This is a genomic window from Allosphingosinicella sp., assembly GCF_036570505.1.
Taxonomy (GTDB): domain Bacteria; phylum Pseudomonadota; class Alphaproteobacteria; order Sphingomonadales; family Sphingomonadaceae; genus Allosphingosinicella.
On sequence record NZ_DATCYB010000060.1, the window covers coordinates 1 to 11,708 of the forward strand.

Genomic DNA, 11,708 nt, shown 5'->3' on the forward strand with positions numbered 1-11,708 from the left:
TGTGGTTCCAAGCCTCCGCCACTTCGGTCAGATATCGGCTGGATTCGAGCGTTGCGATGCGTGCTTGGGCTTCGAGCAATTGGGGTCTCCTCACCATTCAGGATTTGCTGTCTACTCGCGCCCCAACGCGCCGGCGTTACACTGATGGCCGATCTCGACGAAAGTCAACGCGACCGCTGTCCAGTGGACCTGCAAGGCAGCGATCTGAGTCGAGTCGGCGTCTCATCGCGTCCAAAAGACGTGCTTGGACCGCTCTGCGTGCGGTATTATCTACTGGGCGTGCGCTGTCGTCCAAAGTTGGCGCGCAAGCCCGTAAAGCAATGGAAACATCCTTAATCGCGGCTCATGGTCGGCGACGGATGGACGCCCCAGACAGGTTCTGGTGCGCATTATCTTATTGGAAATAAGGTCGTTTCCAGCGAAGTGTGATATTGGACGCGGTTACAGGTCAAGAGGTCCGTTCGAAGTCCGAACGCGGGTTCTATTCGATCACTGACCTGAAACCCTTCGGCACGTTGCTGCTCGACCCCTGGACGAGGCAGCCCGAATGTCAGGATCGATACATAGAGACGCGCCGTGTTCTTCCGAGGAAGTCGAGGCAGCCCAAGCACCGACCATCATTTCTCTGAACGACCGATGGAATGCGCTGATGACGGCGGCCCAGAACGGCAATGATCGCGCCTATGAACGATTGATGGGCGAGGTAAGTCACTGGCTTTCAAAATATTTCCACAGGAAGCTTCCACCGGCCGCAGCGGAGGACGCCACCCAGGAAGCGCTTCTCGCCATTCATGTCCACAAGCAGAAATACCAAGCCAATGCGCCGATGACGCCCTGGCTGAAGACAATCGCACGTTTCAAATGGATCGATCAGCTGCGCGCACATTTACGCAGTCCCGATAGTTTGGGGGAAACTGATGTTTCGGTCGCTGATCACGGTCCTGCCGCACGAGCGGCCATCCTGCTCGAACTTCTCTTGGCCGAAGTAAAGCCGTCACAGGCCCATGTCATCAAGCTGGTTAAGCTGCACGGTGCCACGGTCGAGGAAGCGTCGAGGCTATCGGGACAATCGCCCTCGCTCGTTAAGGTCAACATCCACCGTGGATTGAAACGCATCGGGCAAGCCCTCTCCGACTGAGCGGCCGCGCGATTGCCGAGGTCACTGCTGTAACCGTTCCCGATCAGCCGCCGAGTTTGAAACCAGTAGTTCGAGGCTCCGCGGTTGGCGCCCGAACGATGGGTCCGAGTCTAACCGGACGCTTTGGAGATGGGACGATGGGCATGAATCAGGGTGTAGGCATCAGCGATCGACGCAAATTTCTTAGTTCCGGCGCGGTAATGCTGGGCATTGGCGCAACCGGCTTGATAAGCAGCAGTGCGGTAGCTGCCGTCGCCCAGTCGGACGATTTGGGCGTGCTCCAGACGTCGCTCGCCCTGGAACATGAAGGCATTGCCGCTTACCAGATCGCGGGAAAGAGCGGGCTGCTTTCTCCAGACACGCTCAAGGTCGCCCTGACGTTCATGGGGCATCACCAGGAGCACCGCGACTCTCTTGCCAAACTCGTAACGCAGTTAGGCGGCCACCCGATCGAACCGAAGACCGACGCCCAGTATATTGCCGAGCTCAAGCTCGGAGCGCTCAAGTCGGAAGGCGATGTCGTGGCACTCGCCGCAACGCTCGAGCGGGGCGCAGCCAGCGCCTATATCGGCCAGATCACTTCCCTCAAGGACCCCAAGATCGCCAAGCTCTTTGCTTCGCTCTCGGCGGACGAGGCGGTGCACTGGGCGACGCTCAACAATGCTGCCGGAACGCCGATACCCGCGGCAGCCTATCTCTTCGGCTGATCGGAGGTCGGTTATGGGTCTATCGCTCGTCGCAGTCTCCCGGATCGGGGCCGCGTTGTCAGTCGGCGCAGGCGTCATGTTTGCCATCGCGCGACCGAGCGCGGCGGCCGATGGTGCCGCGGCGGGACAGGCGCTTTATCAAACCAAGTGCGCCGGCTGCCATTCGGTGGATACCGACCGCATCGGGCCACGCCACCGAAATGTGGTTGGGCGTGCGGTCGCCGGCGTGCCGGGGTACACTTACTCGCCTGCCTTGAAGAAGCTGGGGGGCGTGTGGACTCCGGCCAGGCTCGACCAATGGCTACGCGGCACACAAAAGATGGCGCCGGGAAGCAGGATGTACCTTGAAATGGACGATCCGGCGCAACGGCGGCTGATCGTTGCCTACCTCCAGTCCGTGTCGAAAACGAAACCTTAGTCCGCCGCGTCGGCGTCGCGCGCAAGCCCCACGCGAGAAGGGCAGTCCGCTGCCACGACGCCGGCTATCCAATCAATTTCAGGACCGGGCACCGCGATGGCGCTGCGCCAGCTCCGGTTGCTGATCGAACGATACAAATGGCGAGAATGGGAAAGACACTGATGTATCACGAAGCTTACGACATTGTTATTGTTGGTGCGGGCGCGGCCGGCTGCGTTGTCGCGAGCTATCTCGCCGAGCACACCTCTGCGTCGATTGCGCTGATCGAAGCGGGCGGCGTGGATCGCGATCCGTTCATCCACATTCCGGCGGGCTTCGCCAACATGCTCGCCCATGACCGGAACGTCTGGAAATACGAGACGGTCCCCCAGCACGGCACCAAGCGGGCCTATCGCTCGGCCAAGGTGCTCGGCGGCGGCTCCTCGATCAACGCGATGGCCTATGTCCGTGGTCAGATGCGCGATTATGCCGCCTGGCAGGATGCGGTCGGCGAGACCGGCAAATGGTCGTATGAAGACCTGCTTCCCGTCTTCATCGCCCAGGAAAGCAACGACACCTTCCACGACGATTATCACGGCATTGATGGTGGCCTGGCAGTCCAGCAACCCAAGGGCATCAACGCGCTCAACCAATATTGCCTCAAGGCCTTCCAGGAATATGGGGTTCCCTTCAATCCCGACTATAACGGCAAGAGCCAAATCGGCGTCTCGCCGGTGCAGTCTACGATTGGAAATCAACGACGGTGCAGCGCGGTCGATGCCTATCTGCGTCCGCACCTCGCCTCTGGACGCGTGACCCTTCTCACCGAGAAGACCGTCGTTCGCGTTCTTGTCGAAAATGGCCGCGCCGTCGGCGTCCAGCTGAGCAGCAAGGGCTTCGAGGCGATCATGGCCCGCCAGGTCGTGCTATCGGCCGGTTCTATCCAAAGTCCGACGATCCTCATGCGCTCGGGCATCGGGCCGGCCGGACAGTTGCGCCGGCACGGCATCGGGGTGATCGTCGACTCTCCGGAAGTGGGGGAAAATCTACAGGACCACCCGATGGTGCCGGTCCGAGCCTATGTAAAGGGCGACCTCGGCTATCAGGCGGCCGCGATGGGCCTCGGAACCGTGAAGGCGGGCCTGCGATATCTCGTCACCAAGGATGGTCCGGCAGCGGGGAACGGCATCGAGACGGTTACGCACTGGAATCCGTCGGACGTCACCGCCGAACCCACGATCCAATGCTATCACGTTCCGATCATAGCCACCGAGGGTCTCGCTGCGACGGGCGACCGCTCGGGCATCACCTTCGAGCTCGTGGTGCTCCAGCCGAAAAGCCGCGGGTGGGTGCGGCTGGCCGACAAGGACCCGACATCGATGCCGCTCATCAACCCGAACTTCATCGGCGAGGAAGAAGATTTGAGGGCGGCGGTGGAATCGGTTCGCGCGATCCGCGCGGTGATGGCCCAGGAGTCGCTGGCGCCGGTGATCGAGGAAGAGATGGAGCCTGGGCCGCACATCCAGTCGGATGGGGAGATCGGCGAATGGGTGAAGCGTGTCGTGACGACGATGTGGCACCCGGTCGGAACGTGCCGGATGGGCCAGGATGCGCGAGCGGTGGTTGACGCAAGGCTGAGGGTCCGTGGCGTGGACGATCTCCGGGTCATCGACGCCGCGATCATGCCGAACATCACGAGCGGCAACACGAACGCCCCGACCCAGGCGCTCGCGCGCCACGCTACGGCGATGCTTGTCGAGGACCTGAAGCGGACCTGGGGCGCTCCGGCGCGAGCCGGCGACGCCGCTGTTCACGCCGCGCCCCGACTTGCGGCTGCATTGAAACTATAGCCTGGGCCTATTGGACACGATCCGGCCCAGCGCCCATCTCACCAAGGAGCCAAGGAGGATACCATGGCAAAATACGAGAAAGACCAAGCTGCTATCGCCAAGCTGACGCCGGAACAGTATCGCGTCACACAGGAGTGCGGAACCGAGCGCCCGGGAAGTGGCGAGTATCTCGGCAACAAGGAAGCTGGGATCTATGTCGACATCGTGTCGGGCGAGCCGTTGTTCGCGTCCTCCGACAAGTTCGAGTCCGGCTGCGGCTGGCCCAGTTTCACCAAGCCCATAGAGCCGGCACATGTGAACGAGCTGCGCGATACGAGCCACGGGATGGATCGCACCGAGGTGCGTTCGAAGCATGGCGATAGCCATCTGGGGCATGTATTCCCTGACGGCCCACGCGACCGCGGAGGCCTGCGCTATTGCATCAATTCAGCGTCGCTTCGCTTCGTGCCAAAGGCGGAAATGAAGGCCCAGGGCTACGGCGACTATCTCGATCAAGTGGAGGACATCCAATGACCACCGAACGCGCAGTACTGGCAGGCGGCTGCTTCTGGGGCATGCAGGACCTGATCCGTAAGATGCCGGGCGTCGTTTCGACCCGTGTCGGCTATACCGGCGGCGACGTGCCGGACGCGACCTATCGCAATCACGGCACGCATGCCGAGGCGATTGAGATCATCTTCGATCCGGAGCGAACGTCGTACCGCAAGCTGCTCGAGTTCTTCTTCCAGATCCACGACCCCACGACGCCCAATCGCCAGGGGAATGATCGCGGTTCAAGCTACCGCTCCGCCATCTATTTCACGAGCGACGAACAGAAGGCCGTGGCCCAAGACACGATCGCCGACGTCAATGCCTCGGGTTTGTGGCCCGGCAAGGTGGTGACCGAGGTGGAGGCTGCCGGACCCTTCTGGGAAGCGGAGCCCGAGCACCAGGATTATCTGGAGCGTATACCGCACGGATATACCTGCCACTTCGTGCGACCCAATTGGGTATTGCCGCGCCGATCAGAAGCGGCGGCCTAGCCTATGTTCCTGTCCGCGGTCCCTTGCGGGCCGCGGACATTGCCTGGAGGTCAGAATGCAGACGGGTATTGCGGGTCTGCCGGCACCACAATTGCGCGACGTGCGGTGGATCGACGGCAGCGGCGAAGAGCGCGGCCCTTTGTCGCTGGACGATCTCGGTGACGGATATCGGATACTGTACTTCTTTCAGCATTGGTGCCCGGGTTGCCACGCCCATGGTTTTCCGACCCTCGTCAGGCTGGTCGCCGAACTGGCGGACAGGAATGTAGGGTTCGCGGCGATCCAGACGGTATTCGAGGGATTCGAGGTCAACACGTTCGAGCGCATCCGCGACAACCAGCAGCGCTACGGTTTGAACATCCCCTTTGGCCATGTCGGTCCCGAGCGCGGCAAGTCGCTACCGGTTTTAATGGAGGAGTATCGTACCGGCGGGACGCCTTGGTTCGTGGTCATCGCGCCGGATGGCGGGGTGGTGCTCGACGGGTTCCAGCTTCATCCGAAAGCGCTCATTCGGGTTTTGCGGCCGCCGGCGGCTTGAACCGCGACGGCGGCGCGCGTGTCACGCGGCCAAGGGGCTCGCGATCCGCGCCCGCTGCCGGTCCGCCCAGGCGGAGACAGCGTCTGGCGCGATTCCGAACGCGGTAAGCAGCGCCTGGGCAGCATCGAGACCGTGAGATTCGTCGGACGAGACCACTGCTTCGATCCCAAGCTCATTGAGCTGCGCCGCCTCGTCGTCGGAGCCTGCCACCCAGAGGCGGTGAAGGTCTGGGTAGAGCGCCAGAGAAGATGGTATCCACTCCTGGGCAGCGGCGATCGAGGAGGCCGTCATCACACTGAATTGGCGCCCCCCAAGGTCGAGGGCGCGCCAGAGCCTCGCGTCCGACGCGTCCCCGAAGGAAGCCTTGTAGCCGTCGGCTACCGCGCTGCGAAGTCGGGCGCCATCGCGCTCGACAGCGTCATAGCCGATATCAAACTCCTCAAGGGCATCGGCGATCGTGCGCCCGACATCTCCCATGCCGACAATGATCACCGGGTTGGTCTTTCCCTGTGGTACCATCTCGGTTTGCATCTTGCGTGTCGCACGCCAGCGCAAACGTCCAGCAACAGCGCGGCCGATATAGGCAAGCGTCGGCGTCACAGCGAGCGTCAGAGCCACCGCGGCGACGAGCTGCGTGGCCGTAGCGTCGCCGACGGCCGCGCGAGCGCCGGGCGCCGCAAACACGACGAAGGCGAATTCCGAGCCGCCGGCCATCAATACCCCCAATTGGATTGAGCCGGGCACGGACCAGCGGAAGGCCAGGCTCGCAAGGACATTGCCAACCGACTTCAAGGCGATGATCCCGATCGCCATGGCGACGATGACCGGCCAGGCGCTAGCGACCACGGCACGGTCCAGCGAAGCACCGACCGAGAGGAAGAAGAAGCTGACCAGGAGACCGCGGAAAGGTCCGATTTCCGATCGCACGCTCGCTTTAAACGGACTCTCTGCCACCATCATCCCGCCAAGAAAGGCGCCGAGCGTCATTGACAGCCCGGCTATGGCAGCCGTCCAGCCCGCCGCGAGTGCGATCAGCAGCGCAGTCGCGGTGAAGGCTTCCTCCCCTCCGTGCCGCGAGAGGATGGCAAAGAGCGGGCGGACGATGAAGCGGGCCGAGAGCAACGCTATTGCGATTGCGACCAGGGTCTTCAACAAGGCCGCAAGCATGGCCGGCCCGGCGGCGCCGGTCTCCAGCGTCGTCGTCAGAATGAGAAGGAAAATGGCCGCAACATCCTGAAAGATCAGGATCGATATGGCCGTGAGCGCGACCGGGCAATTTTGTTGCCGGCGGTCCGCAATGACTCCCGCCACGATCGCGGTTGATGAAAGCGCTAACGTAATCCCGATAACGAGCGCAGCGATCGGCGATAGGCCCAGCGCCCACGCGCAGCCACCGATGAGGATTGTCGAGGCACCCACCTGCAGTGGCCCCAATCCGAAAATGTCGGCCGCTTGGCGGCGGACGTGCGCCGTGGAGAAATGCAGGCCGATATCGAAGAGCAGGAAGACGACGCCAAGCTCGGCTAACAGGTGAACCGTTCCTCCCGCCGAAAGCAGTTCGGGGCGGACGGCGGACACGACTATGCCAAGGAAGAGGTAACCGACGATCGGGCTCACCTTCGCCATGCGCGACAAGACGGCGGCCGCTATTCCGAGGGCCAGTAGAACCAGTATCGGAAAGATGGCTTCAGCGATCTCCACGCGCGCTATCCTTGCTGGCTGCGGGAACCGGGCCGAGCGCCAGGCGCCTGCTGAACCACGACGATTTGGGCATTCCAGTTCCTTCGATAGGCATGACCGGCAAACCATTGGCGCGTCTCAACCTTGACCGCGCGCGGATGGGCAAACCTCGCTCCCCTCACCCGCCGCGGCCGGCCTTCAAAGTCCGCGCCCCACAGATAAGCTTACCGGCCGAGAACGCCCTGGGGTTACGACCGTGGCCTCCAATCAAGCGCAAGATCCTGGCGGTCGCCGCCTGCAATGCCCCCGGTAGCCGCCACGATCGCCCCATCTCATGTAACCGTTGCTCCGTTCGCACCGAGCTTCGCAGCAGACCGGACCGTTTTGGCGCCGGGCAAGTCGTGGCAGAGGGCGGCATGTGCGCGCCGCGGGTTGCGAGCGACGTGCTCGAGGCAGCGGAAGGAGCGCATCATGGCAGACGAGATCATCAACAACGTTTCAATGAGCAGATATGAGCTGCCGATCGCAGATGACGTGGTGGCGGTCGTTTATTACACGTTGGAGGACGGACGTGTCGTGCTGCGGCACACCGAAGTTCCAAACGAATATGGCGGCCAGGGCATCGGTAAGCGACTGGCGGAGGCCGTGTTCGAGACACTTCGAGCCGAGGGAAAGCGGGTGATCGCGAAGTGCCCGTTCATGGCGTCTTATGCTGCTCGTAATCCTCAAATTGCCGCGATGCTCGATGGTTGAAGGAGATCGGCGTGGAGCGGCGCTGGAAATGCCGAGGTGAGCATCGTGATGGCCATCCACGGCGGGGACGAGGCGCCGCGCTGGACCGAGTGGGATGGTGCAACGGCGATCGCGCCCGAACATGGCTTTGCCTGGATTGACGTGGTCGATCCCGATGGGAATGACATCGGCAAGCTGCAGCGCGCCTTCGGTTTGCATGAGCTTGCTGTCGAAGACTCGATGAGCCTTGCTCAACTGGCAAAGGTGGACCTTTACGCGGATCATGTGTTCGTCGTGGCGAAGGCGGCTGAGCTCGGCGCATTCGAGATTGAATATACGGACGTCAGCATCTTCCTTTCCGAGAAGCGCGTCATCACGGTCTGCCGGATGGAAACGGCCTTCGGGCATCGGTTGAGGAACAGGATCGACAAGGTCGCCGCGCGGAACGCGAAAGGCCCCGAATATGCGGTCTACGAAGTCCTTGATCTGATTGTCGACGGCTATTTCCCCATAGTACAAATGATCGCCGACGAGGTCCTGTTGATGGAGAGGCGCCTCCTCGACGATTCATTGGATCGTGACGAGATCGCTCGAATCTTTCAGCTCCGGCGTGAGACGGTTCACTTTAAATACGTGCTCACCAGGATGAGCGACGTCTGCAACAAGCTCGCCAGCCTCGATGTTCCCTGCGTTTCCAATGACGCCAAGCCCTATTTTCGAGACGTGCTCGACCATCTCGCTCGCATCGACGCCATGAGCGCTGGCCTGATCGACGTCATCCGTGCGGCTTTGGAGGCGAGCAGCCTCCTCGAGCAGCAGCGGCAGTCAGCCATTACGCGCCAGCTCGCCGCCTGGGCAGGCATCTTGGCGATCCCGACGGCAATCACGGGTTTCTACGGGATGAACTTCGTCGACATGCCCGAGACACTAACGAGCTGGGGCTCTTTCGGGGTCCTGGGCCTAATGGCGGGGATCTGCGGCATGCTCTACTGGCGCTTCCGCCGGCTGGGATGGCTGCAATCGAGCCATGGCAAATCCAGGCGACGCCCCGTTGACGGGTTCGCCTAGGAACGCGCCTCGAGTGGATGTAACCTTGGGCGCTGAAGGATCGAGTGATCTGCGTCACCGGCGTTGAAACGCTGGGGACATCTCGAAACCATCTCACATTGGCGGGAACAGGAGTGAATCAAATGGCTGGATTCGAAGCCGTGAAGGAACGCATGGAAGTTATTGGTGCGGATGGCGCACATGTCGGCACCGTGGATCGCGTGAACGGTGACCGCATCAAGCTGGTGAAGTCGGACAGCGGTGAAGGCCGGCATAAGGGCCACCATCACTTCATTTCGCGTGGCTTGGTGGCCGAGGTCGAGGGCGACAAGGTCCGCCTGAGCGCAAACGGCGATGTCGCGGTCACATTCGAGGAAGAAGAATAGGCACGAGGGAGTGCGCGACGGCTATTTGCCGTCTGGTGAAGCAGGGAAGAAAAGAATGACGACGGCAAGCCCGGAGCAACTCAGAACGCCGACGGATCTCGATACGGGGGCAACAGCTGCCCTCGCGGATAGGCTGAATGCGACGCTCGCGGACAGCTTTGCGCTCTACCTCAAGACCAAGAATTTCCATTGGCACGTGTCCGGCCCCTATTTCCGGGACTATCACCTCCTCTTCGACGAGCAGGCGGCCCAGATCCTCCTGAGCACAGATGCGATCGCGGAGCGGGTGCGCAAGACCGGCAACACGACCGTGCGGTCGATCGGCGACATTGCCCGGCGCCAAACGCTGTCGGACAATGATGCCGATCTCGTTGACGCGCGCGATATGCTGGCCGAGCTGAGCGCCGACAATCTCGACCTGGTTGCGTCATTGCGAGCGGCCAAGGCCGTTGCTGAGGACGCGAGAGACAACGGAACTTCGGGATTGATCGACACATGGACCGACGAGGCGGAGCAGCGTGCCTGGTTCCTCTTCGAAACCGGACGCTCCGCGTGACGCACTGAACATTCCGCAGCCTGATCATGGATTCGGCGCAGGTTGTAACCTCCACCGCTGTTCATCCGTGAGAGCTCTGGAATGCTGAAGCCATACAGGAGGGTTGGCATCAGGTGTGTCCCTCGCCGTAGCTGGACCCGTGCGCCGCTGTTGTGGCTAGATCGAGGAGTTAGCCCCGCCGGCACCACCTGCTCTTAATCAGCGGGTCCTAGGTCTGAACCCTTGTGCGTCCACCGCCTTTTCAAGCCGTTAGCAGCCCCTCTCCTCCTGCCGAAATCAAAAGGTAGCAGCGGACGTAGCAAGCGACAGGGGACCAGCTGGCCGTCCTTGGCCGAATGGGAATAGTCGGTTCGTCGGGAGCGAAGCCGATTTCAGCAGTGGACGCCTGGCTAGCGACGAACGGTGCAAGGTACGGCGACTTCTCGGCACTCCTCGTATTAGGAGCGCTAATCCCTATATGATCGTCATCACCTGATCTTCCCGCAAGCATCCCGTGACAGAGAGACAGTGTGCTCCCGCTTGCTTCCACAGGTGTCACATCGATGAAGCGTTCACCTAAAATCGTTTCGCGGATCCCTTGTCGAACGCAAAAGGCAGCGCAGGATACCGTAGCTGGGTGCCGCGAACTCGCTGCAGCCGACCTCGCCAGAGCTTCGCTCATGGACACCGCGAACGGGCGGCGGCGTCTCGAATCCAGCGCTTTGAGCTGGACGAGCCGCGCGCAGTTGATCCAGCGCCTGGATGACAGCTTTGAAGCGCGCCAGGTCCTCGCCAGAGCGGAATGGGAGGACGGAGAAGCAGTTTCAAAGGGCCGGAATGCTCCGGACGTGAGCGCCGCAACATGAGCCGGCACTCGCTGTTTGGAAAACACACGGCTGGCGTGAAGGCCAGGCGCTGGGATCAGGGGCGGTTTGCAATCCGATGCACGTCTTGCGGGGTCGATATGATCAAGCCGCCTGAGCTCCAGTGGCAGCTGCGTACAGCCGGCACGCTGTGAGAGTCGTTGCGCGACTCCCGGTTTCGAGCGCGAATCGCGACGAAACAATCGAGCTGGTCTGCTCAAGCGGCCATCGGACAACCCACTCCCTCGCGCGCGTGCTGCGACTGAATGACGGTTGGTGCGGAAAATGTGGAGCCGACATCAGTTACAAACCTTTGGCTGATGCTGACCGGGCGTCGGCAGGCCAGCCAATCCACCCGGCAAGCGAGCTGCCGGATAGTGCCGAAAGACATCCAAGAGTACCACTTCGCAAACTGGCAGCGCTGGCTTCCGCTTGCGAGAGCGACGATCTCGTCGCGATCCAGCAAGAGGAGAGCTATGATGACGTTCCGCCCGCTCCATGACCGCGTTTTGGTCCGTCGCATCGAGGCGGCCGAGAAGACCGCCGGCGGCATCATCATCCCCGACACGGCGCAGGAAAAGCCCCAGGAAGGCGAAGTCATTTCGACCGGCAACGGCTCGCGCGCCGAGGACGGAACGGTGACGCCGCTCGATTTAAAAGCCGGCGACAAGATCCTGTTCGGGAAATGGTCCGGCTCCGAGGTGAAGTTGAACGGCGAAGACCTCCTCATCATGAAGGAAAGCGACGTTCTGGGCGTCCTCGCCTGAACTCCCGCTCCTTCCCGCTCAAACCGACGCCACAACAAGGACATCG

14 protein-coding genes are annotated in these 11,708 nt (G+C 61.8%); 13 read left to right on the forward strand and 1 reads right to left on the reverse strand.

Features of this window, described 5'->3' with window-relative positions; translation table 11 throughout:
- The first annotated feature begins 649 nt into the window (after window positions 1–649).
- From VIR62_RS06700 to VIR62_RS06730, 7 genes are all read left to right on the forward strand, one after another.
- A complete protein-coding gene (locus tag VIR62_RS06700) occupies window positions 650–1,138 on the forward strand; it encodes a sigma-70 family RNA polymerase sigma factor (RefSeq protein ID WP_431869779.1) in 489 nt (162 codons plus the stop codon).
- A 137-nt stretch (window positions 1,139–1,275) separates the two neighbouring features.
- Window positions 1,276–1,845, forward strand: coding sequence for a ferritin-like domain-containing protein (locus VIR62_RS06705; RefSeq protein ID WP_431869781.1), 570 nt, complete (start codon window positions 1,276–1,278; stop codon window positions 1,843–1,845).
- 76 nt (window positions 1,846–1,921) lie between these two features.
- Window positions 1,922–2,263 (forward strand): c-type cytochrome, encoded by a 342-nt coding sequence (locus tag VIR62_RS06710; RefSeq protein WP_431869783.1) that lies wholly within the window; start codon window positions 1,922–1,924, stop codon window positions 2,261–2,263.
- 161 nt (window positions 2,264–2,424) lie between these two features.
- Window positions 2,425–4,092, forward strand: coding sequence for a GMC family oxidoreductase (locus VIR62_RS06715; RefSeq protein WP_431869785.1), 1,668 nt, complete (start codon window positions 2,425–2,427; stop codon window positions 4,090–4,092).
- Window positions 4,093–4,155: 63 nt separating this feature from the next.
- Entirely contained in the window at window positions 4,156–4,605 is a 450-nt protein-coding gene (msrB, locus tag VIR62_RS06720; protein WP_431869787.1) for a peptide-methionine (R)-S-oxide reductase MsrB, read from the forward strand.
- The gene (msrA, locus tag VIR62_RS06725; protein WP_431869789.1) at window positions 4,602–5,114 is read left to right on the forward strand and encodes a peptide-methionine (S)-S-oxide reductase MsrA; all 513 of its coding nucleotides are present in this window, start codon (window positions 4,602–4,604) and stop codon (window positions 5,112–5,114) included. Before msrB ends, msrA begins: the two co-directional genes overlap by 4 nt.
- A 55-nt stretch (window positions 5,115–5,169) precedes the next feature.
- Window positions 5,170–5,652: a peroxiredoxin family protein gene (locus tag VIR62_RS06730; RefSeq protein ID WP_431869790.1), complete on the forward strand. Its 483-nt coding sequence runs from the start codon at window positions 5,170–5,172 to the stop codon at window positions 5,650–5,652.
- 21 nt (window positions 5,653–5,673) lie between these two features.
- Here VIR62_RS06730 and VIR62_RS06735 read toward each other — a convergent pair whose 3' ends face one another.
- Window positions 5,674–7,353 (reverse strand): cation:proton antiporter, encoded by a 1,680-nt coding sequence (locus VIR62_RS06735; protein WP_431869791.1) that lies wholly within the window; start codon window positions 7,351–7,353, stop codon window positions 5,674–5,676.
- Window positions 7,354–7,803: 450 nt separating this feature from the next.
- Here VIR62_RS06735 and VIR62_RS06740 point away from each other — a divergent pair, with 450 nt between their 5' ends.
- The 6 genes from VIR62_RS06740 to VIR62_RS06765 all read left to right on the forward strand — a co-directional run bounded on the left by VIR62_RS06740 (window position 7,804) and on the right by VIR62_RS06765 (window position 11,662).
- Window positions 7,804–8,085: a GNAT family N-acetyltransferase gene (locus VIR62_RS06740; RefSeq protein WP_431869793.1), complete on the forward strand. Its 282-nt coding sequence runs from the start codon at window positions 7,804–7,806 to the stop codon at window positions 8,083–8,085.
- 36 nt (window positions 8,086–8,121) lie between these two features.
- Window positions 8,122–9,132, forward strand: coding sequence for a magnesium and cobalt transport protein CorA (locus VIR62_RS06745; RefSeq protein WP_431869794.1), 1,011 nt, complete (start codon window positions 8,122–8,124; stop codon window positions 9,130–9,132).
- 122 nt (window positions 9,133–9,254) lie between these two features.
- Window positions 9,255–9,497 carry a DUF2171 domain-containing protein gene (locus VIR62_RS06750; protein ID WP_431869796.1) on the forward strand — a complete coding sequence of 81 codons (243 nt, stop codon included), beginning with the start codon at window positions 9,255–9,257 and terminating at the stop codon, window positions 9,495–9,497.
- 55 nt (window positions 9,498–9,552) lie between these two features.
- On the forward strand, window positions 9,553–10,053 hold the full coding sequence (locus VIR62_RS06755; protein ID WP_431869798.1) for a Dps family protein: 501 nt from the start codon (window positions 9,553–9,555) through the stop codon (window positions 10,051–10,053).
- 659 nt (window positions 10,054–10,712) lie between these two features.
- Window positions 10,713–10,898 (forward strand): hypothetical protein, encoded by a 186-nt coding sequence (locus tag VIR62_RS06760; RefSeq protein ID WP_431869800.1) that lies wholly within the window; start codon window positions 10,713–10,715, stop codon window positions 10,896–10,898.
- Window positions 10,899–11,374: 476 nt separating this feature from the next.
- Window positions 11,375–11,662 carry a co-chaperone GroES gene (locus VIR62_RS06765; protein ID WP_431869888.1) on the forward strand — a complete coding sequence of 96 codons (288 nt, stop codon included), beginning with the start codon at window positions 11,375–11,377 and terminating at the stop codon, window positions 11,660–11,662.
- The last annotated feature ends 46 nt before the right edge of the window (window positions 11,663–11,708 follow it).

Bases quoted from the DNA above. Each gene is read 5' to 3' on its own strand.
- VIR62_RS06700 (WP_431869779.1), top strand. From the start codon at position 650: ATGACGGCGGCCCAGAACGGCAATGATCGCGCCTATGAACGATTGATG.
- VIR62_RS06705 (WP_431869781.1), top strand. From the start codon at position 1,276: ATGGGCATGAATCAGGGTGTAGGCATCAGCGATCGACGCAAATTTCTT.
- VIR62_RS06710 (WP_431869783.1), top strand. From the start codon at position 1,922: ATGTTTGCCATCGCGCGACCGAGCGCGGCGGCCGATGGTGCCGCGGCG.
- VIR62_RS06715 (WP_431869785.1), top strand. From the start codon at position 2,425: ATGTATCACGAAGCTTACGACATTGTTATTGTTGGTGCGGGCGCGGCC.
- msrB (WP_431869787.1), top strand. From the start codon at position 4,156: ATGGCAAAATACGAGAAAGACCAAGCTGCTATCGCCAAGCTGACGCCG.
- msrA (WP_431869789.1), top strand. From the start codon at position 4,602: ATGACCACCGAACGCGCAGTACTGGCAGGCGGCTGCTTCTGGGGCATG.
- VIR62_RS06730 (WP_431869790.1), top strand. From the start codon at position 5,170: ATGCAGACGGGTATTGCGGGTCTGCCGGCACCACAATTGCGCGACGTG.
- VIR62_RS06740 (WP_431869793.1), top strand. From the start codon at position 7,804: ATGGCAGACGAGATCATCAACAACGTTTCAATGAGCAGATATGAGCTG.
- VIR62_RS06750 (WP_431869796.1), top strand. From the start codon at position 9,255: ATGGCTGGATTCGAAGCCGTGAAGGAACGCATGGAAGTTATTGGTGCG.
- VIR62_RS06755 (WP_431869798.1), top strand. From the start codon at position 9,553: ATGACGACGGCAAGCCCGGAGCAACTCAGAACGCCGACGGATCTCGAT.
- VIR62_RS06760 (WP_431869800.1), top strand. From the start codon at position 10,713: ATGGACACCGCGAACGGGCGGCGGCGTCTCGAATCCAGCGCTTTGAGC.
- VIR62_RS06765 (WP_431869888.1), top strand. From the start codon at position 11,375: ATGACGTTCCGCCCGCTCCATGACCGCGTTTTGGTCCGTCGCATCGAG.